This is a genomic window from Streptomyces sp. NPDC030809, assembly GCF_055572195.1.
Map to the genome: position 1 here is coordinate 137795 of NZ_JBVIDV010000015.1, position 26735 is coordinate 164529.

The 26735-nt window shown below is 74.7% G+C and carries 19 protein-coding genes; 7 read left to right on the forward strand and 12 right to left on the reverse strand.

The window, feature by feature from the left end; all coding sequences use genetic code 11:
• Window positions 1-161: 161 nt before the first annotated feature.
• The 4 genes from ACZ407_RS20985 to ACZ407_RS21000 form a co-directional block, all read right to left on the reverse strand.
• Window positions 162-2840 (reverse strand): ATP-binding protein, encoded by a 2679-nt coding sequence (locus ACZ407_RS20985; RefSeq protein ID WP_468130317.1) that lies wholly within the window; start codon window positions 2838-2840, stop codon window positions 162-164.
• A gap of 122 nt (window positions 2841-2962) precedes the next feature.
• Window positions 2963-3172, reverse strand: coding sequence for a hypothetical protein (locus ACZ407_RS20990; protein ID WP_468130319.1), 210 nt, complete (start codon window positions 3170-3172; stop codon window positions 2963-2965).
• A 53-nt stretch (window positions 3173-3225) separates the two neighbouring features.
• Window positions 3226-4140, reverse strand: coding sequence for an ATP-grasp domain-containing protein (locus tag ACZ407_RS20995; protein WP_468130321.1), 915 nt, complete (start codon window positions 4138-4140; stop codon window positions 3226-3228).
• 10 nt (window positions 4141-4150) lie between these two features.
• Window positions 4151-4981: an L-threonylcarbamoyladenylate synthase gene (locus ACZ407_RS21000; protein WP_468130323.1), complete on the reverse strand. Its 831-nt coding sequence runs from the start codon at window positions 4979-4981 to the stop codon at window positions 4151-4153.
• 200 nt (window positions 4982-5181) lie between these two features.
• Between ACZ407_RS21000 and ACZ407_RS21005 the strand changes: the two genes are divergently transcribed.
• From ACZ407_RS21005 to ACZ407_RS21015, 3 genes are all read left to right on the forward strand, one after another.
• Window positions 5182-5388, forward strand: coding sequence for a cold-shock protein (locus tag ACZ407_RS21005; protein WP_468130325.1), 207 nt, complete (start codon window positions 5182-5184; stop codon window positions 5386-5388).
• A 335-nt stretch (window positions 5389-5723) separates the two neighbouring features.
• On the forward strand, window positions 5724-6368 hold the full coding sequence (locus tag ACZ407_RS21010; RefSeq protein ID WP_468130327.1) for a dihydrofolate reductase family protein: 645 nt from the start codon (window positions 5724-5726) through the stop codon (window positions 6366-6368).
• A 136-nt stretch (window positions 6369-6504) separates the two neighbouring features.
• Complete coding sequence (locus ACZ407_RS21015) at window positions 6505-7038, forward strand: SRPBCC domain-containing protein (RefSeq protein ID WP_468130329.1); 534 nt, start codon at window positions 6505-6507, stop codon at window positions 7036-7038.
• A gap of 32 nt (window positions 7039-7070) precedes the next feature.
• Here ACZ407_RS21015 and ACZ407_RS21020 read toward each other — a convergent pair whose 3' ends face one another.
• The 5 genes from ACZ407_RS21020 to ACZ407_RS21040 form a co-directional block, all read right to left on the reverse strand.
• A complete protein-coding gene (locus tag ACZ407_RS21020) occupies window positions 7071-7661 on the reverse strand; it encodes a VOC family protein (protein ID WP_468130331.1) in 591 nt (196 codons plus the stop codon).
• Between the two features lie 102 nt (window positions 7662-7763).
• Window positions 7764-9416 carry a hypothetical protein gene (locus tag ACZ407_RS21025; protein ID WP_468130333.1) on the reverse strand — a complete coding sequence of 551 codons (1653 nt, stop codon included), beginning with the start codon at window positions 9414-9416 and terminating at the stop codon, window positions 7764-7766.
• Window positions 9417-9617: 201 nt separating this feature from the next.
• Entirely contained in the window at window positions 9618-11243 is a 1626-nt protein-coding gene (locus ACZ407_RS21030) for a trypsin-like serine protease (protein ID WP_468130335.1), read from the reverse strand.
• A 243-nt stretch (window positions 11244-11486) separates the two neighbouring features.
• Window positions 11487-13082 (reverse strand): FG-GAP-like repeat-containing protein, encoded by a 1596-nt coding sequence (locus ACZ407_RS21035; protein ID WP_468130337.1) that lies wholly within the window; start codon window positions 13080-13082, stop codon window positions 11487-11489.
• A gap of 182 nt (window positions 13083-13264) precedes the next feature.
• Entirely contained in the window at window positions 13265-13819 is a 555-nt protein-coding gene (locus tag ACZ407_RS21040) for a hypothetical protein (protein WP_468130444.1), read from the reverse strand.
• A 413-nt stretch (window positions 13820-14232) separates the two neighbouring features.
• Between ACZ407_RS21040 and ACZ407_RS21045 the strand changes: the two genes are divergently transcribed.
• Complete coding sequence (locus ACZ407_RS21045; RefSeq protein ID WP_468130339.1) at window positions 14233-17511, forward strand: ALF repeat-containing protein; 3279 nt, start codon at window positions 14233-14235, stop codon at window positions 17509-17511.
• Between the two features lie 220 nt (window positions 17512-17731).
• A complete protein-coding gene (locus ACZ407_RS21050) occupies window positions 17732-18070 on the forward strand; it encodes a hypothetical protein (protein ID WP_468130341.1) in 339 nt (112 codons plus the stop codon).
• A 250-nt stretch (window positions 18071-18320) separates the two neighbouring features.
• On the opposite strand, the gene ACZ407_RS21055 is transcribed toward ACZ407_RS21050, so the two are convergent.
• The 3 genes from ACZ407_RS21055 to ACZ407_RS21065 form a co-directional block, all read right to left on the reverse strand.
• Window positions 18321-19793, reverse strand: coding sequence for a trypsin-like serine protease (locus tag ACZ407_RS21055; RefSeq protein WP_468130343.1), 1473 nt, complete (start codon window positions 19791-19793; stop codon window positions 18321-18323).
• An 818-nt stretch (window positions 19794-20611) separates the two neighbouring features.
• Complete coding sequence (locus tag ACZ407_RS21060; RefSeq protein WP_468130345.1) at window positions 20612-21028, reverse strand: hypothetical protein; 417 nt, start codon at window positions 21026-21028, stop codon at window positions 20612-20614.
• An 84-nt stretch (window positions 21029-21112) separates the two neighbouring features.
• On the reverse strand, window positions 21113-23452 hold the full coding sequence (locus ACZ407_RS21065; RefSeq protein ID WP_468130346.1) for a helix-turn-helix domain-containing protein: 2340 nt from the start codon (window positions 23450-23452) through the stop codon (window positions 21113-21115).
• A gap of 392 nt (window positions 23453-23844) precedes the next feature.
• Between ACZ407_RS21065 and ACZ407_RS21070 the strand changes: the two genes are divergently transcribed.
• Both ACZ407_RS21070 and ACZ407_RS21075 read left to right on the forward strand, forming a co-directional pair.
• Window positions 23845-24348: a hypothetical protein gene (locus ACZ407_RS21070; protein WP_468130348.1), complete on the forward strand. Its 504-nt coding sequence runs from the start codon at window positions 23845-23847 to the stop codon at window positions 24346-24348.
• A 97-nt stretch (window positions 24349-24445) separates the two neighbouring features.
• The gene (locus tag ACZ407_RS21075; RefSeq protein WP_468130350.1) at window positions 24446-26731 is read left to right on the forward strand and encodes a DUF4139 domain-containing protein; all 2286 of its coding nucleotides are present in this window, start codon (window positions 24446-24448) and stop codon (window positions 26729-26731) included.
• Window positions 26732-26735: the final 4 nt, after the last annotated feature.

A 26735-nucleotide genomic window follows, 5' to 3' on the forward strand; every position in this document is an offset into this window, starting at 1 on the left:
CTGGGGGGTGTCACGCCTGGCTGTGCACGTCTGGAGCCATCGAATGGCGCCATCTGGCACCGCCTGGCGCCATTTGGTGCCACTGAGCGCCATGGGGCGCCACCCGGTGCCAACCCATGGCGGCACCCGCGGCCCCGGCCGGTCCCGTGTCGCGTCTGCCGTCACCCCTCGCGGCCGGGCGCCACACGCGGCACGGCACCCGGCAACGGCGCACCGGCGGACTCCCGGCGAACGGCTGCCGCCTCGGGAGCTGCGACAGCGGCGACAGCACCGGCGACAGCACCGGGGACAGCGCGGGGCACGGCGCCGGGCGCGGCGGCAGGGACCGCGGTGGTGACGCCCGCCGCGGCGGCCGGGAGGGAGAGGACCATCGTGAGGCCGCCGCCCGGCGTGTCCTCCGCATGCAGGGTGCCCCCGAGCGCCTCCGTGAAGCCCCGCGCCACGGCCAGGCCCAGTCCGACCCCCGCACCCCGCGGCGCGTCCCCGTGCCGCTGGAACGGTTCGAAGATGCGTTCCTTCGCCGCGTCCGGAACCCCCGGTCCGCGGTCGACCACGCGCAGTTCGACCCGCTCCCCGAGGGCACTGGCGGAGACCAGGACGGGCGTGCCGCCGGGGCTGTACTTGACCGCGTTCTCGACCACGTTGGCCACGGCCCGCTCCAGCAGCCCGCGGTCCACCGCCACCATCGGCAGGGTCTCCGGGATGTCCAGCCAGACGCTGTCCTCCGGTACGCCGCCCAGGGCCATCGGGACCACCTCGTCGAGGTCCGTCTCGCGGATCAGCGGCACGACCGTCCCGGTGTTCAGCCGCGACATGTCCAGCAGGTTGCCGATCAGGTGCCCCAGCCGGTCGGCGCCCTCCTCGATGCCTTCGAGCAGCTCGGCCCGGTCCTCCTCGCTCCACTCCACGTCACCGGACCGCAGCGAGGACACGGAGGCCTTGATGCCGGCGAGCGGGGTGCGCAGATCGTGGCTGACCGCGGCCAGCAGCGCGGTGCGGATGCGCCCCGACTCCTCCAGCCGGCGAGCCCGGGCCGCCTCGTCCACCAGCCGCTGCCGGTCGAGCACGACCGCGGCCTGCGCGGCGAACGCGCCGAGCACCCGCCGGTCCTCGGCCGGCAGCACCCGGCCCGAGAGCGCGAGGGCCAGGTGGTCGCCGATCGGCAGGTCCACGTCCGCGTCCTCCGGCCGGGCCACGGCCCCCGTCCCCGCCGCGGCCGCCGTCCCCCACGCCTCGACCTCGCTGGCCCGCTCCAGCAGGGCCACGGAGTCCATCGCGAAGGTCTCCCGCAGGCGTTCCAGGAGGGCCTGGAGGGAGTCCTCGCCGCGCAGGACGCTGCCCGCGAGGAAGGACAGGGTCTCGGACTCGGCGCGCAGCCGGGCGGCCTGGTGGGTCCGGCGGGCCGCCAGGTCCACCACGGAGGCCACCGACACGGCCACGCCCACGAATATGGCGATGGCGAGGATGTTGCGCGGGTCGGACACCGTCAGCCGGTACAGCGGCGGGGTGAAGTAGTAGTTGAGCAGCAGCGAGCCGAAGGCCGCCGAGGCCAGCGCCGGCAGCAGCCCGCCGAGCAGGGCGGCCGCCACCGTGAACGTGAGGAAGAGCAGCATGTCGTTGGCGAGCCCGAGCTCCGGAACGGCCCGGCTCAGCAGCAGGGCCAGCAGCGCCGGCCCGGCGATCGCGGTGAGCCAGCCCCACAGGATGCGCGCCCGGCCCAGCCGGGCCCCGCGCGCGATCGGCAGCCCGCGCCCCTTGGCGACGGCGTCGTGCGTGACGAGGTGCACGTCGAGGTCCGGCCCGGAATCGCGGGCCACGGTCGCGCTCACCCCCGGCCCCAGCACGTACTGCCAGGGCTTGCGCCGGCTGACGCCGAGCACGATCTGGGTGGCGTTGACCCCGCGGGCGAACTCCAGCAGGGCGGTGGGCACGTCGTCCCCTATGACGTGGTGGAAGGTGCCCCCGAGGTCCTCCACCAGGGTCCGCTGCACCGCCAGCTCGTTCGGCGAGGCGGACGTGAGCCCGTCCCCGGCCGAGACGTACACGGCCAGCACCTCACCCCCGGCCCCCTTCTCGGCGAGCCGGGCCGCGCGGCGCAGCAGCGTACGGCCCTCCGGCCCGCCCGTGAGCCCGACGACGATCCGTTCGCGCGCCTGCCAGGTGGTGCGGATGTCGTGCTCGCCGCGGTACTGCCGGAGGTACTCGTCCACCCGGTCGGCCACCCACAGCAGCGCGAGCTCGCGCAGCGCGGTGAGGTTGCCGGGGCGGAAGTAGTTCGACAGGGCGGCATCGACCTTGTCGGACTTGTAGATGTTCCCGTGCGCCATCCGGCGGCGCAGCGCCTGCGGGGACATGTCCACCAGCTCGATCTGGTCCGCGCGCCGCACCACCTCGTCCGGGACGGTCTCCCGCTGCCGGACCCCGGTGATCGTCTCGACCACGTCGCCCAGTGATTCGAGGTGCTGGATGTTGACGGTGGAGACCACGTCGATGCCGGCCTGGAGGAGTTCCTCCACGTCCTGCCAGCGCTTGGGGTTGCGCGAACCCGGCACGTTCGTGTGCGCGAGCTCGTCCACCAGGACCACGGCCGGCCGCCGCGCCAGCACCGCGTCCACGTCCATCTCCGTGAACGACGTGCCGCGGTACTCGATCGTCCGCCGCCCGATCACCTCCAGCCCGCGCAGCATCACCTCCGTACGCGGCCGGTGGTGGTGCTCGACGAAGCCGACGGCGCAGTCGGTGCCGCGCTCGACGCGGCGGTGCGCCTCGGAGAGCATCCCGTACGTCTTGCCGACTCCGGGCGCCGCACCGAGGTAGATCCGAAGCTTTCCGCGTCCCATGATCCGATCCCACCCCAGGCCCGGGGCCCCGTCGGCCCACCTTGACGGGGTCCATACGGGCGGACGGGGAGTTTTGACGCGTTCCCTACGCGACGGCGGGATGCGGGCGGCGGCCGGACCCCTCAGCGCGCGGGCAGGCGCATGCCCAGGCGGGAGTACAGGGCGCGGGCCGTGGTCTGCACCTCCTCGCCGCTGTCGCCGTCGGCGACGGCGCACAGCAGGGCCAGTGCGAGCAGGATCTCCGAGCGGGTGAGCACCGGGAGCCGCGGGGGTTCCTCCTGGCCGTCGATCTCCTCGGCCATGACAGCGGTGTACAGGTCGTCAAGCGTCACGCCGGAGCCAACGCGCGGCCGCCGCCGGGGTTACGCCCCACTCCCGCCCCCGCTCAGGCGAGGTGCGCGCAGATGGCCTCGGCGAAGCGGCCGGCGGCGCCCTCGCTGTGCGCCAGGAACAGGAAGGGCGCGACGAGTTCCAGCTCCATCACCATCGGCCGTCCGTCGGCGCCGAGGACCACGTCCACGCGGGCGTACAGGGGCGTGATCCCCGGGCAGAACGCTTCGAGCGCCGCCCGGCCGAGCGCGCGCTCCGCGTCGGTGGGCCGGTACGGGCGCGGGTTGGGGTGCGGATCGTGCCGGGCGTCGAACGCCACGTCCGGCTTCAGCACGCCCTCCTTCACGACGGCGTGGTCGTACGCGCCGTCGAGGTAGACCAGGGCGCGCTCGCCGAGGGCGTCCACGGAGGCCACGTACGGCTGCACCATCGCGGCGGCCGAACGGCGGTGCAGGTGCGCGAGGTGCACGAGCGCCCGCCGCGTCTCCCCGGCGCCGTAGCGCGCGCTCTCGTGCGCGGCCCCGGAGACCACCGGCTTCACGACGAACTCCCCGTCGGGGAAGGCGGGTTCCATCCCCGGTTCGACGAACGAGGTGGGTACGACGGACACCCCGGCGGCCGCCAGCCGGCGCAGATAGCGCTTGTCGATCACCCGGCGGATCACGGCGGGCTGGTTGAGCACCCGGGTGTGCCGGGCGAGCTCCTCCACCCAGGGCAGGAGCTCGCCCGGCCGGTGCACGAACAGGTCCCACGGGGACCGCAGGACCACCAGGCCGAACCGGGCCCAGTCCTGAGGCTCGTCCCACGCCACGACGGAGGCGTCGATCCCGCGCTCCCACAGCGCCTCGCCCAGGGGGACGGTGTCCCCGTCCTGCCAGCCGTGCGCGGCGAGGTGCCGCGAGGTGACCAGTGCCACCCTCGGCGCGGTGCCGGGGCGGGTCACGGCCGCTTCCGGCGGGGTGGCGCCCACCCGGCGCCGCTCATGCGTCGTACGTCCGGGGCGTGAGCCTGTGCGCGGCGCGGGGCCCGACGACGAGGGCGAACCCGTGGTTCGCGGCGATGGCACGGGTGTGGTCCGCGGAGAGCGATCCGTGCCGTTCGAGGGTGAGGGCGGGGAGCCCGGACCGGTTGGTCCCGGCCTCGCGGTGGAAGGAGACCACCGTGGTCGACACCGGCGTGTGGTGCGGGTGCCGCCGCCGCGCCGCGGCCTCGTCCTCGTGGGCCAGGGCGGTGATCTCGTCCTCGTGGTCGAACTCGGCGCGCACGCCCTCGCACCGCCAGTGGGCGGGCTCGTACTCCGCGCCGGTCAGGTGCCGGGACCGGTGCGCCGAGGTCACGGCCAGGAAGCCGGTCCCGGTCTGCTCCATCGCCGCGGCGAGGAGGGTGTTGGACGGGCAGCGGTACCCGGGGCCGATGAGCTGCACGGTCGCGACTCCCCGGTCGGCCGCCGTCAGATGCGCGGGCACGTGCCGGGCCGCCGGCCCGCGGAAGCCGAACGGCCCGAGCAGGAACAGCTCCTCCATGAGGTCCTCGACCTGCCGCCGCCTCAAGCCCGTGGGCAGCCGGCTCCAGTCGAAGAGCGAGGCCACCCGCCCGCGCACGGTGGTGACGCTGCCGACGTGCTCCGCGGGCCGCCCCTTCATCCGGTTGACCCGCTCGACGGCGTCCCGCTCGGGCCGCGCCGTCAGCGCGTAGACGTTCCCGAACCCGTGCGCCACGGCCCGTCCCCGAGCGATCTCCTCGGCGCTCCGCGCCACACCCTCCGCGTCCCCGAGGAACAACTGCTCGGCGACTCGAACTCCCTGGCCCATCCCAACCTCCCACAGCGATCGCTCACAACTCCCAACGACGGATCCCGTCACGGGTCACCAGCCTCGCCGCCGACTCCGGCCGAGCGTGCTGGTTCACCCGTTCGAGGCGTGTCGTGCGGGTTCGCGGAGGTCCGCCCGGGGGAGGATCCGCACGACGCCGGGGCGGAGTGCCCCGGACAGCACAGGAAGGGCCCCGGGACATGCCTCAGCAGGGCACCGTGAAGTGGTTCAACGCAGAGAAGGGATTCGGCTTCATCGCCGTCGACGGCGGCGGCCCCGACGTGTTCGTCCACTACTCCGCCATCCAGAACAGCGGCTACCGGAGCCTGGACGAGAACCAGCGCGTCGAATTCGAAGTGACCCAGGGCAACCGCGGCCCTCAGGCCGACGCCGTCCGCCCGCTCTGACGGAGGATGCCACGGGCGCGCCCGCGGACCGGCCCGCCACCCTTCGGCAGGGCACACCTCCGGCGCGGGGCCGGTGGGCGAGGGCCGGAACCTCCCCTTCCCCCGCAGATCCGGCCGGTGCGCCGCCGCCCCCGACCGCATCGCGTGAGGGCGCCGTGAGGGGCCCCCGCCGTGACCGACAGCGCCCGCCGCGACACCAGCACGCCGGACCACGAGACGCCGACCCGTACCGGTACCCCCGATGGGGTGAAGCCCGCCGCCTTCCGGGCGGCGGGCGCCGCGATGCCCGCCGGTGTGCGCCTTGATGGAGGCAGTCAACGCGCCGGGAGTACGCCATGGGCCTCGTCCACATCGAGATGTTCGCCACCCTCGACCTCGTCGGGCAGGCGCCCGGCGGCCCCGACGAGGACCCGACCGGCTTCCCGTACGGCGGCTGGCAGGCCCCGCTGCTCGACGAGGTCGCCGGGGCGCAGATCGGGGCCGCGTACGAGGGCACGGACGCGCTCCTGCTCGGCCGGCGGACGTACGACATCTTCGCCGGCTACTGGCCGTACCAGGAGGGCGGTGAGGACAACGCGATCGCCACGCTCTTCAACCGCGTCCCGAAGTACGTGGCCTCCCGCGGCCGGCCCGACCTGTCCTGGGCCGGGTCCAGCCTGCTCGGCCCGGACCTGGCCGCCGCGGTGCGCGAGGTCCGCGACCGGCACGAGCACATCAAGGTGGTCGGGAGCCTGAACCTGGTGCAGAGCCTCCTGCGCGAGAAGCTCTTCGACCGCCTCGACCTCTGGGTGCACCCGATCGTGCTCGGCGTGGGCAAGAGGGTCTTCGGCGACGGCGCGGTCCCCACCAACCTCACCCTCCTCGCACCCCCCGCCGCCAGCCCCAAGGGCACCGTCCACCTCCGCTACGCCCTCGCCGACGGCACCCCCGCGACGGGCGACATGAGCGCCCCCGACCGCGGCATGACTCCGGAGGCCTGAAACCCGCCCCGGCAACCGCAACCGCCGGCAACCGCAACCGCCGGCAACCGCAACCGCCGGCAACCGCCCCTCGCACGGGCCGCCACAGCCCCGCCGCCGATCCCGCCCGACCCGCAGCACCCCGGAGCACCCACGCATGTCCGAGGACCCGAGCGACCACAGCGTCATCACCTACACCACCTACATCCGCGCCACGCCCGAGCAGGTCTGGCAGGGGCTGACCGACCCCGAACTCACCGCCCGCTACTGGGGAGTGCGTTTCGCCACCGACTGGGTGACCGGTTCGCCGATGGTGTGGGACGAGCGGGGCGGGCACACCGCCGACCCGGAACAACGCGTCGTCGACAGCACGCCGCCGCACCGGCTCGCGTACACCTGGCACACCTTCACTCCCCAGTGGGCCGAAGCGGTCGGCGTCGACGAGGAGTTGCGCGCCCGTCTCGCCACCGAACCCCGCACCGAGGTCGCCTTCACCCTCGACCCGGTCGGCCCGCTCACCCGCCTCACCCTCCACCACACGGGTTTCGACCCGGAGGGCACCATGATCGGCATGTGCCGCCCGACCTGGCCCCTCCTCCTCTCCAGCCTCAAGACCCTGCTGGAAACGGGCACCGCCCTCCCGATGCCCGACGCCCCGGACCCGGCTCAGCGGGGGACGCACGGGCCCTGATCGCGGGGCGCAGCCTCGTACCCGCCCCGGGGTCAGCCCGCTACGTGGTACTCGTTTCCGGCGGTGTCGAGGAACTCGCCCGGTGCCCGGCCGGGGGCGGTGACCTCCGGGCGGAGGCGGTTGCGGGTGGTCTTCGGAGTCGCCGGCGGGCCCATGACCAGGGAGACCGGGCTGGTGGGGGTGGTGCGGAAGCGGACGCCCCAGGCGTGGGACTCGACGGACTGCCAGTCGGCCTGGGAGCGCCAGAAGGCCTCCTGGGCGGGGCGGTCCGCCTCGGCCATGTCCAGGCAGACGGCGACCAGGCCGGAGTCGGCGAGGACGCCGGGGTGGCCGGGGCGCAGGACGCAGAACTCGTTGCCCTCCGGGTCCGCCAGCACGTCCCAGGGCACGTCGCCCTGCCCGATGTCGGCCCGCGTCGCGCCGAGTTCGAGCAGGCGCTCCACCTCGGCCTCCCAGTCCGGGCCCCCGGCCAGGTCGAGGTGAAGCCGGTTCTTGCCCGTCTTCGGCGTGGCCGCCGGCACGCAGCGGAGCCGGAGGCCGCCCGTGCGGCCCTGCGTCGCCTCCTGCCAGAAGCGCTCCATGCGCGCGACGTCGTACGCGTCGATCACGATCCCGGTCAGCATTCCGTTCCCCCCGGTCTCCGGACCGCACGTGCCTTGAGGCAGCGTGCAGCACACGTCCTGGCCACCCTGCCGACCAAGATCCCGGAGTGCAAGGCCCTCACCTCACGCGGTTGTGCCGGGGTCTTGGATCAGGGGGCAGGTGAGGGGGAGGACGCGCTCGCTGAGGCGGCCGGTGAGGTGGGTGTCGGTGAGGGCGGCTTCGGTGAGCCAGTCCGTCGCCGTCAGGCGGTCGAGCAGCGGTTGCAGGTCCTCCGCCGGGACGGGGACGAAGGTGGCGAGGGTGTCGAGGGGGAGGCCTTCACCGGCGGGGCCGAGGCTTCCCCAGACGTCGGTGTGCGCGGCCAGGGTCAGGGCCAGGAGCCGGGGGCCGGCGGGGGCCTTGGACTTGCGGAGCTTCTTGTCCGAGACCACCCGCTGCGCCCATCCGCTGAGCTTCGGGCGCAGCTTCCTGCCGAACGCCAACGGGCTCGTCCCGTCCTCGTCCGGCAGCAGGGCGGGGAGGGTGATCGCAGTGGCGCTCTCCGGGCGGGAGGCGAGGAGTTCCTCGACGGTGCCGGGGAGGCGCAGCCAGCCGCAGCCGGCCAACTGCTCGACCAGCCCCTGGGGGTCGGCCAGGCCCAGCCCGGCCACGTCCTGCCCCACCACGTTGCCGTGGCCCGTGTGCGCGGTGCGCAGGGTCAGCATCACGGACAGCAGCCGGGCGTCCGGGCCGGGGAGCGGGGTGTGCCCGGCCACGTACGAGAGGACGGTGCGTACGTGTTGCCACTGCGAGGCCGCGGTCAGCAGCCGGGCCACGACCGGCCCGTCGCCCGCCGGGGTGAGGCCCATGCGCTGCGCGTGCTGGGCGCGGGCGGCGGCCGCCGCCTGCTCGGCCCGCCCGGCCTCCGACCGCAGACTGCCGTCGCCGGTGACATCGGCCCAGGTGGCGAAGGCGCGGGCCTTGCGCTCGTGGAGCTCGGCGAGGAGCTCCAGGTCGGGCTCGGCGCGCCGCTGGTAGGCGCGGAACTGGTCCCCGAGCTCGACCAGTTCCTCGCGGAGGACCTCGGGTTGCAGATCGAGGGGGATGATCCGCTGCGCGATCGTCTTCAGGCGGGGTCGGCGCTGGGGCCGCCGGGGTGCGGGCACCTGCCGCAGACCGGCAGCCTGTCGGCGGTCTCCGGCCGTGTCCCCGTCCCCGTCGCCGTCCACGCCCCCGACTCCCGCCACCGCCGGCCGGTCGGAGAACTGCGGCACCCCGGCCGCCGCGCCCGAGGGCCGGTCGGCCGCGCCGCCCGGTCCGGCGGGCCCGGCCGCACCCGTCCCCGCCCCCGTCCCCTGCCCGGGCACGGCCGGAGGCGTGGGTACGACCTTCGCCCCGGGCGTGGCGGCTGCGCAGCGGGAGCAGCACTCCATCGCCTGCCACCAGCGGCCCGCCCGGTCCGTGACCACGGTCAGGACCACCGCCCCGCCGCACCGCCAGGGCTGGGCGCGCGTCTGCCGGTCGTCGTCCGCCCGCAGGTGCGTACGGCAGCCGTCGGCCCGGCACGCGCAGTACGCATCGGCCCGGGGCGCCGTGGCGGCCCGCAGGTGGGTCTTGATGTGGGCGACCGCGGCCGCCCGGCCCTCGGTCGCGGACGGCAGACGCTGCTCGGTGCAGGCGGCCCGACTGCACGACACGCGTACGGTCGCACTGCCGCGCGCGATGCCGTCCAACCGCACCGTCCACTTGCGCCCCAGCACCGGCTTGTCCAGCTCGCCCGCCGCAGCCTCCGCCATCCCGCTCTTCCCTCCGTACCGTGTCACCCCACCACCGCGCCCCGCCCGCTGGCAACGGACAGTGCACGACTGCTGGCACACCGTACGCGGCTGCGCAAGCACTTGGCCGTGGAACCGGCTTTGTTCACCTGTTCTGGCGCTCGTCAGTCCATGGGCCTGGACGAGGCCCGGGCCGGACCGGCCGGCGTTCACGGAGGGCGGCTAGAGGGTGCCGGCCAGGGAGACGGAGCCCAGCGGGGTGGTCGGGAGGGAGCCGGTCGTGGGGACCGCGGCCGGGTTCGTGAAGCGGTGGGCCGTGTCGTCCCACGCGGTGTGCACGATCCGGTTGTCGGTCGTGGTGAAGGCGATGTCCACGTCGCGGTCCACGTTGCCCGCGCCCACCGAGGTGGCGGTGATGTTGCCGAGGTGGCCGGTCAGTTCGCGGAAGGGGCTCCAGGAGCCCGATTCCATGCGGACGGAGTGGTACTGACGGGTGCCGTTGTCGGTGGTGACGACGACGTGGGCGTTGCCGCCGCTCCCGGCCATGGCCACCGCGCCGACCGGACCGGTGGCCCCGGCGGCCCGGGCCACGTCGCCCCACTTGGTCCAGTGGCCGCCGGTGTCGCGCACGGTGTGGTACGCCTTGCCGCCGGAGACGGCGATGACCTGGAGCCGGCCCCCGGTCTGGGCGGTGGCGACGGCCGTCACCCCGCTCATGGGGCTGCTGACGGCGGCGACGTCGCCGAACGGGGCCCAGGTGCCGTCGGCGCGGCGCAGGCTGTGGAACACCTTGCCGTCGGAGACCGCGACCACCTGGACTTCCCTGCCGGTGGAGACGGCCGACACCTGCGTGACGTGGGGGAGGACGCCCGCCACGGCACCCACGTCGCCGAACTTCTGCCAGGTACCGTCCGGCGTGCGGATGGTGTGGTAGATGCGGCCGTTGGTGCCGAGCGCCACCACATGGGTGTCGCCGTTGACCCCGGCGACGGCGGCCCTGCGGACCCCGCCGATGCTCCCGGCCGCGGACTGCACGTCGGTGAAGCCGGTCCAGGAGCCGTCGGGGAGGCGGATCCCCTGGTGGAGGCCCGTGCCCGCCTGCACCACGGCCTCGGTCTTCCAGCCCGCGGTGCGCGAGCGGACCTCCGCGGCCCATGCACCGAGGTCGTCGGCCCGCACGGAAAGGGCGCCGGTCCGGGTCTCCCCGGCGGGGGTGCCGAAGCACCCGCCCTGCCAGGAACGGCTGTTGACGCCGACGATCCGGCCTGCGGAGTCGAAGAGCGGACCGCCGGTGTCGCCCTTGCAGACGGCGTCGGTGCCCTGGCCGGTGACGGAGAGCGTGCCGGCGGCGGGGTCCGCGGAGTCGAGGGTGAAGCGGCCCGTGTGGAGTTTGCCGGGAACCCACTCCGTCCTCGTGCGGCCGAACCCGGCCGACGTGAGCGCGGTGCCGGGGGCGGGGGCTGCGGGGGCGAGCCGTACGCCGGGCAGGGCGGTGGCGGTGGCCAGGCGGGCCAGGACCAGATCGCGGTCGGTGCGCGGCGCGAGCTCGACGAGCTCGACGGTCTTGCCGTCGGACAGCGTGGCGACCGACTTCAGCGCCGGCTTGCCGGCCGGCACCGGCGTACCGGGGGCGGAGGCGAAACAACTGGCGGCCGAGACGATCCAGTTGGCGTCGAGCAGGGTTGCCGTACAGGCGCGGGTGCCGGCCCCGGCGCCGATGTCCAGCTTCACGACGGACGCGTACGGGCCGCCCGACGGGGCCTCGGGACCGGCCAGCGCCAGGGCGGGGACGGTTATGACCATGCCGCCGACGAGCGCGGCGGCCGTGGCGGTGGCCGTGACGAGCACGGCGGGAATCCGCGCGGAACGCGGACGGGCGGGAATCAATGCATCTTCCTTCGGACGGACGGACGGACGGACGGGCGGGCAACAGGGTGGACGGGCGGCCGGGCAGCAGGGCGGACGGGCGGATGAAAGGCGCGGCCGGCGGCCCGGCCCCGGGGGCAGGGCCGCCACCAGCCCGGCTCGCGGCGGGGGTCACGGCAGGGGCTCACGCCGGGGGCTCGCAGCAAGGCCCCACGGGGCAGGCGCTCAGGGCAGGGCCGGCCAGGCGCCGGTGCCGTCCGCGATCGCGCCGCGGCCGTCGCCCTTGTGCAGGCTGAGCTTGCTCCCCTGGCGGATGAGGACGTCGGCTTTGCCGTCGCCGTCGAAGTCCCCGTCGAAGACCGCCGCTCCGGTCCATGCGGGCTCGGGCCGCAGGTGGACCGCGGGGTCGAGGCCGCCCTTGGCGTTCCCGGCGTAGCGGGAGAGCCAGCCGTTGTAGGTGACGGCGACGACGTCGTCGCGGCCGTCGCCGTTGTGGTCCCCGGCGGTGATGCGGCTGATGCTCTTCCAGGAGTTGTCCGGCCACATCGGCCGCTTCTGCCCGTTGAGGGTCCCGTCGGCGGCGGGGTGGTACGCGTACAGGGCGCCGGTGCCCCAGACGGCGAGGAGCCCGTCGCGCCCGGAGGCGTCGGCCTTGAAGCGGGTCAGCTGGAGCATGGAGTTCCAGTTGGAGGCGTCCGGCCACATCACCTTGCTGTCGCCGAGCACCGAGTCGTTCCCGGTGCCCGGGTAGAGGCGCAGGGTGCCGTTCGACCACACGCCGGCGATGTCGGTGCGGCCGTCGCCGTTGAAGTCCCCGGCCGTGATCTTGGTGACGACCTTCCAGGAGCCGTCCTGCTTCCACAGGGGCCGCCCGTACGCGAACGCGCCGTCGGGGCCCGCGTAGAAGGCGTGCAGGTTGCCGTCGGCGGTGACGGCCGCGATGTCGGTGCGCCCGTCGCCGTTGAAGTCGCCCGTGGTCATCACGTCGGTGACGTCGGGGACCATCGTAGACAGCCGGATCTGCTGCACCCACCCGTTGACGTCGTCCACGCGGGTGGCGTGCGAGGTGGTGCGCTTCTCGGCGGGGTCGCTGCCCCAGCAGGCACCCTGCCAGCCTATGACGCTGATGGCGGCCAGCTCGGCCGTCCCGTCCTGCTCGCGGACCACCGGGGCGCCGCTGTCGCCCGCGCACACGTTGGTCGTGCCGCCGGGGCCGTTGAGACCGACCTTCGTCGCCGTGACCCCGTACACGTCGAGGGACGCGGTGTGCGTGCGCCACGGCGACCACTCGGTCTTGGTGCGGCCGTAGCCGGAGACCCGTAGCTTCTCGGTCTTCTCCGGCGCCGAGGTGGCGAGCCGGACCGGGGTCACGCCGGTGACGGGCTTGGCGAGCCGGGCCATGACCAGGTCCCGGTCGGTGCGCGGCACCAGCCGGGTGACCTGGACGACCGTCCCCGCGGTCGAGGCCAGGTCGGTGCGCCCGATGGTGGCCGTCGTCTTCCACTTCGGTGCCCCGCCCCGGACCGTACCCGTGGCCGGGTCGTCGGCGAAGCAGCTCGCCGCCGTCAGCAGCCACTGGGCGTCCACCACGGCGGCCGAGCAACTGCGCGCGCCGGCGCCCACGTCGAGCTTGGCGGTGTACGCGTACTGGCCGTCCTTGGCGGGGTCGCCCGCCACGGCGTGCGCGGTCGCGGGCAGCAGGGCCAGGGCGCTGCCGCACACGGCGGCGGTGGTGATGCCGGTGGCGAGTGCGGTGCGGCGGGAGGTGCCGGAGGGGCGGGTTTCGCCGGAGGGGGTGGTGGGGCGGGGCGGCCGGGGCATGGTCGGTTCCTCGGGAGGGCGCGGGCGGGCGGCGGTGCCGCCCGGAAGGGGTGTTGCTCGCGGGCGGTGCCGCGGGGCGGCGGTGCTGCGCGACGGTGGGGCCGCGCGACGGTGGGGCTTGTTCGGCGGTGGGGCCGCCTGGACGTGGGGCTGCTTGCCGGTGGGGCTACTTGGCGGTGGGGCTACTTGGCGGTGCGGATTTCGAGGAGGACGTGGTCGCGTCCCTTCGGGTCCGTGGTCTCGCCGATGCCCTGCCAGGTGTTCTTGGCCACGTCGTAGGACTTGCTCTCGTCCTCGGCCTTCATGTTGATGTGGGCGCTGTGACCGGTGGTCTGGACACCGGTGACGGCGGGGACTTCGAGGCTGAGGTACCCGGTGGGGCCGGTGGTGCGGAAGCAGAAGTCCTCGCGGTCGCGGCCGATGAAGCGCATGAGGTCGGGGGCGCTGCCGCATTCGGCGAGCATGATGTGCCCGTCCCCGCGCTTCAGCTTGAGGTTCTTCTCCGCCAGGATCTGCGCGGCGTTCGGGTAGTCGAAGGTCTCCACCGCGGACGGCATCGCGGCGGTGTCGGCGGCGGCAGCGGTGACCGCGGTGCTCGCGGTGCTCGCGGTGCTCGCGGTGCTCGCGGTGCTCGTGCTGCTCGTGGTGGTGTTCGCCTGTGCGACGGCGATGCCGGCTGCTGCCAGCACGGTGACGGTCGCCGCGGCCGGAAGGGTCCATCGCAGGGGTGCGCGCATCACGGGAATGCCTCTCTGGAGGTGGGGGATTCGAGGGGACGGTGCCGCGCGCCGTCGGCTGTGCACGGCGGGCCCGTCCGTCAGATCCCATCAGTAGCAGAGAATTGACGGGGGCTCACTGTGAGCAAGATCAATTTATTGGGGTTTTATTTACCTCCGGCGGGCCCGTCCGGGACCAAAGTCCTTACGGTGAATCCGCTGGTCAGAGTCGCGATGCGCGCCCTTTTCCGGCTCCGGAACAGGACCCGCTCGGGTATTTGGTCCTTTATTCATATGTGACGTGCATGTGCTGGGGTGAGGCGGTCGGCAGGCTCGTTCCTGTCCGAAATCCCTGTTCTTTCCTTCTGTTTGAGGAGGGGTGACGCCCCCATATGAAATGGTCCCACCGACCCCGGCGTGTGCTGCCGCGCGTCATGACCAAGGGCGCGGCGGCCGTCGCGCTCGGAATGTCGGTCGTCGTGTTCGGCACGGCGACGGCGCAGGCGGCACCGGCCGCCGTACGGGCGGAAATCCAGGCCGACGGGCGGGCCCGTGCGGTGGACGAATGGATCGCCGGCGGGAAGGGGGTGAAACGCGAAGCCGAGAAGGCCCTGCTGGGCAACACCGAGGACCTGCAGAGGTTCTTCGCCACGGGCCTGCGCCGGGCGACCGTCGAGGACGCGCGCGTGGCCGTCCTCAAGATGCTGCCGCTCGCCGGCAAGGGCGTGCTCGCCGCCGCGAACAAGGCCCTGTCCGGCACCGACCAGGACGTGCTGGACTTCGTGAAGTCCGGCTACGAGCAGCCCCTCCAGGACGACCGCCGGGTGGCGGTGCTGGCCGTGATGAACGGCGCCGGCAACGCCGTCAACCGCGAGGGCAGGCGGGCCCTGAACGACGGCAGCCCGCAGGCCCTCGACGCCTTCCTCGGCGCCGGGCTCGCCAAGGCCGCGGTCGAGGACAACCGGGTCGCCGTCCTGCGGCTGATGAGCCAGGGCGGACCGGCCGTGAAGGAGGCCGGCACCCGGGCGATGAACGGTACGGCGCAGGACCTGCAGGAGTTCATCGACTCCGGGCAGTTCCTCGCGCAGGCCCGGGACCAGGAGCTGATGACGGTCACCCAGCTCGCCCAGGTCGCCGTGGACGCGGGCAAGCGGGCCAAGACCGAGACGGACGCGGCCAAGGCGGCCGCCGACCGCGCCGATGCGGCCGCCGCACTGGCCAAGGAGGCCGCGCAGAAGGCCGCCAAGGAGACCGAGGCCGCCAAGGGCGACGCCGACAAGGCCGGCGCCGCCGCGGGCCGCGCCGCCACCGCGGCCGAGGGCGCGGCCGCCGCGGCCCGTACCGCCGTGTCCGCCTCCAACACCGCCGTCGCCGCCGCCCGTACGGCCGCGGCCGCCGCCTCGAACGCGGCCGCCGCCTCCGCGGCAGCCGGCCGCGCCGCGGCTGCCGCCTACCGAGCGGCCAACGCCGCGATCGGGGACCGGAACAAGGCCGGCGACGCCCGCAAGGCCGCCGAGGCCGCGCGCGACGCCGCCGCGGGCGCCCGTACCGCCGCCACCGCCGCCTCGCACGCCGCGGACGCCAGCGCCGCGGCCGGGGACTCCGCCTCGGCCGCCGCCCGCGCCGGGCAGAACGCCGCCGCGGCCGCCGATGCGGCGGCCACCGCCGGCGCGCAGGCCGGAGTCGCCGACTCCGAGGCGCGGCGGGCCCGCGAGGCCGCCGCCACCGCGCGCGCCGCCGCCGCCCAGGCCACCCGCGCCGCGGGTCGCGCCCAGACCCTCGCCTCCCAGGCCGCGACCGCCGCCCGGCAGGCCCGGACGTACGCCAACTCGGCGGCCGACCACGCCGAAGCGGCCGCCAAGGCCGCGGACGAGGCCGCGGACCACGCGGGCGAAGCCGACGCCGAGGCGAAGAAGGCCACCGCCCACGCGGGCGCGGCCGTCCGGGCGGCCGACGACGCGGCCGCGGCCACCAAGCAGGCCACCGAGGTCGCCAAGGTCGCCCGCGAGGCGGAGCAGTACCGGCTGGAGCAGGACGAGGCCGCCGGGATCGAGCAGGCCAAGCTCCTCAACGACCTGGAGGCCCAGGCGAAGGACCGGGCCGCGGACACCGAGATCCGCACCCGGGACCAGCAGCTGGCCACCGCCACGAGGACGCTGCTGGCCGAGGCCGCCGACAAGGCCAGGACCGACGGCGCAGCCGGTGCGGCCCTCGCCCGGAAGGCGGCCCTCGCCCTCCTCGACTCCACCGGGGCCTGGACCGGCAACGCCGCCAAGGCGGCCCTCGCCGGTGACGACACCGACGTGCTCGACTGGCTCCGCGGCAAGCGGGAGGCGGCCGCCCGCGAGGACGACCGCGAGACCGCCCTCACCCTCGCCCGCGTGGGCGGCGCCAAGACGGCCGCGAGCGCGAAGGCGGCTCTGGCCCAGGGCGGCCAGGCGGTCGAGGCGTTCCTCACCAAGGGGGCGTACGAGACCCTGAAGGACGAGTACCGGATCCGGACGCTCGCCCTGATGGAAGGCGCCGGGAAGGCCGTGAAGGCCGCCGGCGCCAAGGCGCTCGACGACGGCTCGGCCAAGGCCCTGCAGGCCTTCCTGGCCGTCACCTACCCCAAGGCCCGCGAGGACGACAACAAGGTCGAGATCCTGCGGATCATGGAGCGGGGCGGCCCGAACGTGAAGTCGGCCGCCCGGATCGCCATGGCCGGCCCGGCCTGGATGCGCGAAGCCTTCGTCACCCGGGCCCAGTACAAGGCGGCCGAGGCCGACCTCGCCACCCTCGCCCACGTCGAAGGGGTGCAGACCCAGCTCAGCATTGCCGCCAAGGCCACCGCCGAGGCGTACCAGAACGCCAACACGGCCCTGGAGGCCGCCCACCGGGCACGCGGCGCCGCCGCCGAGGCGGAGAAGGCGGCCGCGGCCGCCAGAAAGTCCGCACAGGAGGCCAGCGGATACGCCGTCAAGGCCCGGGAGAGTGCGAACGCCGCCGACAAGTCCGCCGCCGACGCCGCCGCCTCGGCCAAGACGGCCAAGAACGCCGCGGCCACCGCTCAGGGCGCGGCCCGCTCGGCGAACCACTCCGCCAACAACGCCACCGCCTCCGCGCAGCAGGCCTCCACCTACGCGGCACAGGCCGCAGCCTCCGCCGCGACCGCACGCCAGGCGGCCGTCGACGCCGGCAAGGACGCATCGGCCGCCCGCCAGGCGGCCGGCGAGGCCGAGGCCACCGCGACGCGGAAGCGGCACGAGGAGCAGGCGGCCGCAGCCGAGGCGGCCCGGCAGAAGGCCGAGGCGGACGCCCAGAGCGGCTACCGCCCCCAGGACGATCCGAAGAACGACAAGGTCGACACCGTCAGTGCGGAGAAGGAGGCGTTCGACAGTGCCGCCTCGGCGGCGACGGCCACGGCCAAGATCAGTGCCGCCCTGGGCGCCGCTGCGGTGGTGACCGCGTTCATTCCGGGCGGTCAGCTGATTTCTGCGGGCCTCGGCGGTGCTTCCCTGGTATTCGCCGGGATCAGCACGTTCTACAACGGCAAGGCATACGGCTGGAACAGCAGCCAGTTCCGCACCGCTGCCGCGGGTGTGGGACTCAGCCTCCTTCTGGGAGGCATGGGAAGTGCGGCCGGTTCCATGGCCCGCACCAGCCTCGGAAAGAACATCGCCGAAGGCGTGCACGGTGCGGTCTCGTCCATGGTCGGCTGGTTCACGGCTTAGGCAGCCCACCTTGTAGGCTGATTCGCAACGGATTCTTCCGCTGTATCCGAGCCGGATTTCCCTGACCCATTCCCGTGGAATACCGTGTTCAGCGGTCGCCGGCAGGGGTGCCCGTGCGCAAGTGCGGCACCCCTGCCGGCGAGCTCCCGTCCAAGAAAGAAGCCCGGCTGAAATGTTGGAAAAGACCTCTCCCGTGTGGTGGATCCTTTCACTGGCCAGCGTGGCCGTTTTTCTGTGGATCATGCTCCCGTGCATGGCCAACCGCCGCCAGAAGGCCTTCGTGGCCTGTGGGCCGGTGGCGGCGTTCGGCGCCCTGCTGGCGTACTGCGCCAACTACGAGTGGTCCATAGGCGAGATGCTGCCCGTCTACTGCTCGCTGTACGTGGCGGTTTCCCTGGGGATGGTGGGCCACCGGAAGGCCTTGAGCGCATACATGCTCGAACGCGCGAAGGACCCCACCAAGCCCGAGGACGGGACGGCCACCCCCTGGATCCTGCAGATGGCCTTCACCTTCCCCGTGTTCCTCGGTGCTTCGCTCTGGTACGTGACCAGCACCTGAGCGGGTGTGCCGGGCCCCGATGCGCCGCAGCGGGGGGGGGGGGGGGGGGGTGGGGGGGGGGGGGGGGGTGGGGTGGGGGGGGGGGGGGGGGGGGGGGGGGGGGGGGGGGGGGGGGGGGGGGGGGACGTANNNACCCCTCCCCCCCCCCTCTCCCCCCCCCCCCCCCTCCCTCGTCCTCCCCCCCCCCCCCCCCCCCCCCCCCCCCCCCCCCCCCCCCCCCCCCCCCCCGCCGCTGCGTTTCGGCGGTCGGCTAGTTCCAGGTGTTGGAGTGCCAGATGGCGCCGCCCTTGCCCTCGCCGCCGTCCTTCTTGTAGACGACCAGGTTGCCGTCGCTCTGGAAGCGGGCGTACGCGCCGGGGTTGTTGTGCGTGCCGCTGGCCCAGACGTAGCCGCCCTTGCCGTCGCCGCCGTCCTTCTTGTACAGGACGAGGTTGCCGTCGTTCTGCATGTCGAGGTGGGTGCCCTCGCCGCCGTACGCGGTGCAGGTCCACAGCTCCTCGGCCTTCGTCTTGTCCCAGATGACCAGGCGGCCACCGCGGTCCACGAAGAGGATCTTGGTCGAGGAGTCGATCCAGAACGGGGAGTCGTAGCGCGTGCCGCCGGTGAGCCCGGCGCCGCGCTGGTAGGTGCCGGAGGCCCAGATGGCGCCGCCCTTGCCCTCGCCGCCGTCCTTCTTGTACACGACGAGATTGCCGTCGTTCTGGAAGCGGAGGTAGGCGCCGCGGTTCTCGGTGCCGTCGCCGTAGGTGCCCGAGGACCACAGGTCGCCCTTGGCGTCCCCGCCGTCCTTCTTGTAGATGACGAAGTTGCCGTCCTCCTGCATGATCGCGTAGGCCCCGGGGTTGCCGTGGGTCTGCGAGCTCCACAGGGCGGCGCCCTTTCCGTCGCCCCCGCTGTTGTGGTAGATCACCATGTTCCCGTCGGCCTGCATGACGAGCTTCAGGTGCTTGCCCGTCAGGGTGGTGCCGGAGGGGATGGTCTGCCCCGGGTGGACCACCAGCGGGTCGGTGACCGCGGCGATCCACTCGCCCAGGTCGTCGGTGCGCGTGGCGAGCGCCCCCGTACGCGTCATCGTCCGTCCCAGGCAACCGCCTTGCCAGGAGCGGGAGTTGATGCCGACGAGCTCCCCCGCCCCGTTCAGGACCGGGCCGCCCGCGTCCCCCTCGCACACCGCGGCGGCGCCCTTGCCCGTGAAGGCGAGGGTGTCCGCGTTCACGGCGTCCGCGGTGAACGTGCCGCCGTGCGCCTTGCCGGGGACCCATTCGGTCTTCGTACGGCCGAACCCGGCGGAGCCGAGGGCGCTGCCGACGGCGGGCGCTTCGCCCGCACGCTTCACGGCCGGGACGCCGCCGGCGGGAGCGGCGAGCCGGGCGAGGACCAGGTCCCGGCCGGCATGCGGCACGAGCTCCGCGACCTCGCTGTGCCCGCCGTTGCCGAAGGTCAGGGTGGACTTCAGGGCCGGCTTGCCGGCCGGCACCGGCTGCCCGGCCGCGGTGGCGAAGCAGCTCGCGGCCGTGGCCACCCACCACTGGTCGAGGACCACGGCCGAACAGGCGCGCCCACCCGCCGCGTTGCCGATCGCCAGCCGCGCGGTGTACGCGTACCGGCCGTCCTCGGCGGGGTCGCCGACCACCGCGTGCGCGGTCGCGGGCGTGAGCATGGCCCCGCACACGGCGGCGGTGAGGGCGGTGGGCAGCATGGCGCGGCGGGATGGGCGGGCCACGGGAACTCCTTGGCGAAAAAGGCAATTGCAGGCGGGGATCCGCCGGTTCCCATGACTAGCAGAGAATTGACGGAGCCTCACCGTGAGCAAGATCAATTCCCGGCGGATTCACTTACCCCGGAGAAGGCCTTTCGGGACCAAAGTCCCTGCGCTGAAACCGCTGGTCAGGGCTGCAAGAGAAGGATTTCGGACCCTCCGTGACGGGCGCCGGGCAGGTATTTGGTCCTTTATCTGTACGTGACTTGAGTGTGATGGGGTGAAACGCCTGCGGCCGCCCGGCACGAGTTCCACCCGGCGCTGGTCGTCGTACACGTACCGCAGGACCCCCGCCCGCTCGTCGATGCGCACGTCCCTGGGCAGGCGGCGGCGCAGGGGTTGGTGGAACACGAGGGGATCGGGGCGGCCGTCACCGGTGCGCCACACTCGTGCGGAGTCCGGTGCCACGGCCGCCAGGAGGGCGCCGTCCCGGCTGAAGGAGAAGCCGGTGACCGCGGCTGCCGGGAGCGTCCGGGCACGCGGGCCGCCGGGGCGGGCGGACGCCAGTACGACGCCGGTGTCCAGCCGGACGGCCGGCCACGACCCGTCGGCGCTCAGGCTCAGGGCGTCCGAGCCGCAGGCACGCGTGACGTCCCATGCCCGGTCCGCCGCCCCCGTGATGCCCGCCCGGATGTCCGTCCCGTCTCCCGGTCAACCTGGGGTGGGGTCACGGAGGGGGCTGCGCGGACGGGGGCAGCCCTGCCCCGTGCTGCCCCCGCCTCGCGAGGAGGCGGGGGCAGCCGTACGCCTGGTCAGGGCGTCACGTGTCGAGGCGGCAGTGGTCAGCCGGCGACCAGGCCCGTCTTGTGCGTGGTCGAGTTGGGGAAGTCGAGGTAGAAGTAGGTGCCGTCGGCGAAGTCGGTCCCGAGGATGGTCCACCTGCCGGCCTTGGCGGTGACCCAGTTCTTGCAGACCTCCGAGCCGCTCCTGACGTAGCACAGCTTCATCTTCGTGTCCCCGTCCGGCGAGACCTGGATGTCCGCACACCGGTTGGTCGTCACGTAGTAGCCGTTGCCCATCGGGGCGTAGTTCGTCCCGTCGTACCGCCACGCCCCGCCGATGCAGGACGCGCTGACGGCCGGCTTTCCGCCCTCCGGGTGGGAGGGAGCGGCGGACGCGGTGGACACGAATCCGCCGAGGGCCCCGGCGGAGAGGATGCCCGCCGCGAGCGTGGTGAGGAACTTCGTACGAGTAGCCACGGTTGCGGTTCTCCTTCTGCTCGTTGTGCGCAGATGCCCGTCGGAGGCATCTGCCAACGAGTCCAGCGGCTCGCGGATTGTTCATCAGCCCTGTTCCGGGCGCTGAACAATGGGATCCGGGGCGGGATCCCACGCGGGCGTCGGGGAGCCGTCGGGCTCCAGCCCGTAGGCCCATACGTCCTCCCCTTCCGCACCGGATTCCCTGAGCAGCCGGATCAGCTCCCGCACGGGGAACGCGTTCCCGCTGTCGGCTGCGGCCACGGCGCGGCGCCTGGCCGCGGGGGTGTCACCGGCCTTGAACCGCAGGCGTACGAGCATGACCTCGGCGTCGAGGTGGCCGGCTTGGGCCGCCGGCCGGGCGAGCTGCTCCGCCTCCTCGACCCGGTCGGCGCGTTCCCGCCGCTCGGCGAGCAGCATGCGGGCCATCGCGCTGCCCGCCGCCATCCCGTTCCGGAGCATCGCTTCCGCGCGCTCCCCTTCGCCGTCCCGATCGGCCTTGTGGACCTGAACGACGAGGACCAGGTCGTTGCCCTCGGCGACGGCCTCCGCGAGGACCCGCTCCGCTTCCTCCCGGTCGCCGCACTCCTCGAGCATCTGCACGGTCCGGAGGACCCGCACGGCCGCTTCGGCCTCGGTGGTCAGCCGGCGCATGACGTGGTCCGGCACCGCCCCCACCCCACCGGCCCGGTCCGGCGACCGGGCCGCCGACCGCAGAACGGCACCGGCCTCTCCGCTCGGGTCCCGGGCCGCCCGGGGCCCGAGGGGCGGTGCCGGCATGATCAGCCGGCGAAGTGCGCCGGGCGACAGCCGGGCAAAGGGCCGCGCCCCGGCCGCCTCCGCCCGCTCGCCCAGGACATGGGACCACCGGAGCCGGTACCGGACCCGGGCGGCGCCGGAGAGGCGCACGAGGCCTGCCGGATCCGCGATGTGCCGGTACCCGGCCGCCCAGAAGGAGGCCGGCGGGCACAGGGGGCTGCGTTCGGCGCGTCCGTGCTGTTCGAGGTAGTCGGCGAGCCGGTAGACGACGGGTGGGGGAGGGGGCGGGGCGCCGGGGCCGGGGTCGGGCAGCTCGGGCGTCCACGCCTTGCGGGGCCGCGCCCGGCGCAGCGGGGCGAGCTCGCCGTGTACGGGCCGGGCGAGTTCGGCGAGGGCCCGTTCGGCCCAGCCGTCGGCCAGGGCGTCGTAGTCGTGGTCGCCCAGGTAGTCCTCCGCCGCCTCGGCCAGGAACGCGCGGGGCAGGTGGAGCCCGAGGCCGAGCCGGCGGGCGTCCATCGCGGCGTGCAGCAGGGCACGGGCCCCGGGAGAGGCGTTCCGGTAGCGGCGCAGCAGTTCCGGCGCCCCGCCCAGGTCCTGCGTCAGCCGCCCGTCGGAGACCCGGCCCAGTGCCGCGGCCAGCAGGGCGTCGCCCCCGTCTGCGAGCCGCCGGGCGGCGTCGAGCGCGGCCCCGTCGAAGGAATCCGGGACGGACACCGTGCGCCCCGCCAGGAGTTCGCGCACCCGGCCGTGCACATCGGGCGCTCCGGGACGCGGCAGCGCACCGTACTCCTCCTCGTACTCCGGCCAGAGGGTGCCCAGCACGAGCACCGGGGCGCGCCTGCGGTCCATGAGCAGGCCGTGCAGCGCCGCGGCCGTCTGCTCGCCGCACTGCGGGTCGCCGAGGTAGTGCTGCGCCTCGTTGAGCCACACGACGGTCCCGGGCCCGACCCGGCCCAGATCCGCGAGCGCGGCCTCGGCCCGGGTGGGATCGAAGGGGTGCCACAGGCGCCAGCCGTGCGCCGCCAGCGGCTGTACGGCCTCCCAGCAGGCACGCGTCTTGCCGGTGGACGAGGACCCCACCAGCACGAGCAGCCCGCTCTGCCCGCCCGCGGCCGCTTCGACCAGGCGGGCGAGCGCGAGGTCGTGCGGGCGCCGTACGTAGGCCGGGAGCGCGGCCGTCACCAGGGTGCGGGACGCGGGGACTCCGGACGCGCCGCCCCCGGTGCCGGGCGCGGCGGGGTCTGCGGCGGGGTGGACCTCCAGATCGTGCGGGTCCCAGTCCTCGATCGGCCGCCCGAGCGCCGCCTCCTGCGGTCCGGGCACCGGCTCCGGCCGCGCCCCGGGCACCGGCTCCGGCCGCCCCCCGGACACCGCCGCGGCCCGCGCCGCTTCGCCGGCGGCCGTGCGCCGCAGCCGCAGCAACTCCCGCTGCTCGCCCTCGGACAGCCGCAGGGCGCCGGCCAGCGCCGCCACCGTGGCTGCGGAGGGCACCGAGGGGCCGCCGCCCCGCAGCGCATGGTGCACGGTCGTACGTCCCAACCCGGCCCGGGCCGCGAGCCGGGCCACGCTCAGCCCGGCCCGGGCCCGGTGGTCGTCCAGCCCGGCACGCAGCCCGGAGAGCGCCACCGCCTCGCGACCGCCGCGGTCGGCCTCGTGATCGCCTGCCACATGTCCCCCTGCCGCGCCTGCTTCCCGTACGTGGTGCACGTGCGGCTCATCATCCGGCACGGCGGCCGAGCGGACCGGGACTCTCAGGACGTGCGAATCCACCCGCGGGGAAGCCGAGTTGGCGAGGTCGCTCCGTCGCGAGGCCGATTTCCGGACGGGTTCCGGGGATGCCAGGCGCCTGCCCGCGGCGCCGGCCCCGCCGCTCCCGCAGCTCGCGGGCCCTCGGGTGGCGGCCGGAACCCGTCCGGCCCGCCCCCGGCGGCCTTTGCCCACGGCCTATGCGAATGCCAGCATTCCCCCGGCACGCCCCGCGGAGGACCGGCACCAGAGCAGCCCCCGGCCTTCCCGTTTTCCTGGTTCCGTCCGGTGAACAACACGTCAGGAGTGCACCCTTGATCCGATCGAAGCTGCGTACGCTGCTGCTCGGCGGCGGAAGCGCGGCGGTCGTGCTGGCCGCCGCCCTCGTCCCCGCCTCCGCGTCCGCCTCGGCCGCACCCGCCGGCGCAGCCGGCGCGACGGACACGGCAGCCGCCCGGCCCGCGGCCACCGCCGCGTTCTGGTCCTGCACGGTCCCCGCCGGCTACGTCTACACGGCCACCCAGAACACGCTGAGCTGCGGCGGCACGGGCTTCCGCACCCAGTTCCTCGTCCAGCCGCCCGCGGACAACCTGTGGTCCTGCACGACCGCCGCCGCGTACACGTACAGCGCCACCCAGAGCACCCTCGACTGCTCGACCAGCGGCGGCTTCCAGACCAAGTTCCTGCTGCGCAAGCCCGCGACCGGGCTGTGGGCCTGCACGGTGCCCTCCGGATTCACCTACACGAGCACGCAGAACACGCTGGACTGCTCCACCAGCGGCGGCTTCCGCACGAAGTTCCTCCTCCGCGCCCTCTGAAGCACTCCGCGGCGGGCGGGTGGCGGCTCCGGCCCCGCCGCCCGCCCGTTCGGGCTAGTCTTCCCCCCGGCACGAACACGCGCGGGGGACGGGGCACATGACGGCGGAGCCGGTACAGCGCTGGGAATCGACCCTCGATTCGGTCGTGGTGTACGCGCAGGGCGCGCTCTGCCACCGGCTGGCCCGGGGGACCGTGCCGCCGAACGGCCGGGTCCGGGTCACGGGACTGCCGAAGTCCATGGACCCCGACTCGCTGCGGGCCCGGGTCCTGGGCGCCACCGGGATCCGTATCACCGAGGCCCGGGTGGAGGTCGAGGCCGAGCCCCACGACACCGGCGCCGATGCCGGCACCGGCTCCGGCGCGTCGGACGAGCTGCGCCGCGAGATGGAGCGCCTGCGCGACGCGTACACCGCAGCGCAGGGGCGCCGTGACCGGCAGCTCGGGCTGATCGAGGAGACGGGCGAGCTGCGCCCGGTCGCTCCGGAGCGCAGCCCCGAGAACCCGCGGCACCGGCGGACCGCAGTCGACGCCTGGCTGGAGCTGGCCGACTTCGTCGACGACCGGCTGGCCGCGCTGCACGCGCGCCTCGCCGAGCTCGACGAGGCCCTCAAGCACGCCGAGCACGCGTACGCGCTGGCCGCGGACCGGTTCGCCCGCGCCTCCACCGACAGGCCGGCGGCGCACGTGGACACCACGTTCTCCGCGGTCCTCACCTTCGAAACCGTCGGAGCTGTCGGAGCTGTCGGAGCGATCGGAGCCTTCGAGTCCGACGCCGAGATCGCCGAGCCGGGCGCGGAGCCGGCCGCCGAGCCGGTCGCGAAGGCGCAGGACGGGACGGCGCCGGGCCCGGAAGTGCAGCTCGACCTGGAGTACGGAGTGCCGGGCGCCGTCTGGGTCCCCTCGTACCGCCTCGCCCACCGCCACGGCGACCGCGACGGCCGCCTCACGCTGCGCGCCTCGGTCGCCCAGCGCACCGGGGAGGACTGGACCGGCGTGCGCATCGCGCTGGCCACCGCCGACCTGCGGCGCCGGACCGATCTGCCCAAGCTCCGCTCGCTCCGCATCGGCCGCCGGCAGGAGGCCCCCGCGCCCTCCGGCTGGCGCGAGCCGCCGGCCGGGCTCGCCGACCTGTTCACCGGGTACGACGCCGCCGGCCCGCGTCCGGTCGCCGCCGGGGCCCCCGCCGCGCCCGCGCTCCCCACCCCCGCCGTGCCCCGGCGCCCGGCCGCGGTCACCGGGGCCACCCTGGCCGGACCCGTACTCCCGCCGGCCCCGGCCCCGGCCCCGGCCGCCGCCCCGGCCCCGCAGGCCTACGGCGCTCCCCCCGTCCTGCCTGCGGCGCCCGGCGCCGCGCGCGGCCGTCCGGGCTTCGCCGGACGCCCGGCCGGGAGGCCCACAGGAGGCGGTGCCGGCGGCGCGGCCCCGGCCGCTCCCGGCGGACCCGTGCCCGCGCCCCCCTCGCCGCCGGTCGCGGGTCCGCCGCAGCCGAGCGGGGCCGAACTGGACTACGCCGCGCTCGTACTGCGCGGCCCGGAGGAGCCGGCCGCCCGCAGGGGCCGGCTGTTTCCCAAGGCGGCCCCCGACGGCAGCGCGCTGGACCACCGGCGCCGGGCCGCGGCCGTGGCCGAGCTGCCGCTGCCCGTGCACGCCGTGCGGCCCCGCGTGTCGGCGGGCTCGTTCGACCACCGCTTCGATGCCGCGGCCCGAGCGGACATCCCGTCCGACGGGACCTGGCACTCCGTCACCGTCGCCGAGATCCCCGTCGGCCTGCACGTCGAGTACCTCTGCGTGCCGTCCGTGGAGCAGACCGCCTACACGACCCTGGTGCTCTCCAACGCCACCGACCGGCCGCTGCTGGCGGGCCCGGTGGAGGTGAGCGTCGACGACGCGTACGTGCTGACGGCCGCGCTGCCGACCCTGGCCCCCGGCGGGATCCGCCGGGTGGGCCTCGGACCGGCCGAGGGCATCCGCGTCGTACGCCGTACGCACCTGCGGGAGTCGACCGCCGGTCTGCGCAACAACACCACCGTGCTCGACCACCGCGTCCACGTGGAGCTCGCCAACCGGATGGCGGGGCCCGTCACCGTCGAGGTCCGCGAGCGGGTGCCCGTCACCTCCGAACCGGACGTCCGGATCGAGGAGCGTGCCGACTGGACGGCTCCCGACCCGGATGCGGGCCGCGGGAAGACCGCCGGTCCGGCCAACGGCACCGGCACGGACACGGCCCCGGAGCAGGACGCCGCCGGCCCGGACGAGTACGCCCCGGGCACCCGCCTGTGGCGGGTGGAGCTGCCGTCCGGAGGCACCGCCGCCCTCGAAGGCGGCTACGAGATCCGCATCCCGACCGGCAAGGCCCTGGCCGGCGGCAACCGCAGGAGCTGACCGA

Coding starts and splice junctions, on each gene's coding strand:
- ACZ407_RS21000 (WP_468130323.1), bottom strand. CDS start 4,981: ATGGGCCAGGGAGTTCGAGTCGCCGAGCAGTTGTTCCTCGGGGACGCG.
- ACZ407_RS21010 (WP_468130327.1), top strand. CDS start 5,724: ATGGGCCTCGTCCACATCGAGATGTTCGCCACCCTCGACCTCGTCGGG.
- ACZ407_RS21025 (WP_468130333.1), bottom strand. CDS start 9,416: ATGGCGGAGGCTGCGGCGGGCGAGCTGGACAAGCCGGTGCTGGGGCGC.
- ACZ407_RS20985 (WP_468130317.1), bottom strand. CDS start 2,840: ATGGGACGCGGAAAGCTTCGGATCTACCTCGGTGCGGCGCCCGGAGTC.
- ACZ407_RS21015 (WP_468130329.1), top strand. CDS start 6,505: ATGTCCGAGGACCCGAGCGACCACAGCGTCATCACCTACACCACCTAC.
- ACZ407_RS21040 (WP_468130444.1), bottom strand. CDS start 13,819: ATGCGCGCACCCCTGCGATGGACCCTTCCGGCCGCGGCGACCGTCACC.
- ACZ407_RS21035 (WP_468130337.1), bottom strand. CDS start 13,082: ATGCCCCGGCCGCCCCGCCCCACCACCCCCTCCGGCGAAACCCGCCCC.
- ACZ407_RS21075 (WP_468130350.1), top strand. CDS start 24,446: ATGACGGCGGAGCCGGTACAGCGCTGGGAATCGACCCTCGATTCGGTC.
- ACZ407_RS21005 (WP_468130325.1), top strand. CDS start 5,182: ATGCCTCAGCAGGGCACCGTGAAGTGGTTCAACGCAGAGAAGGGATTC.
- ACZ407_RS21045 (WP_468130339.1), top strand. CDS start 14,233: ATGACCAAGGGCGCGGCGGCCGTCGCGCTCGGAATGTCGGTCGTCGTG.
- ACZ407_RS21020 (WP_468130331.1), bottom strand. CDS start 7,661: ATGCTGACCGGGATCGTGATCGACGCGTACGACGTCGCGCGCATGGAG.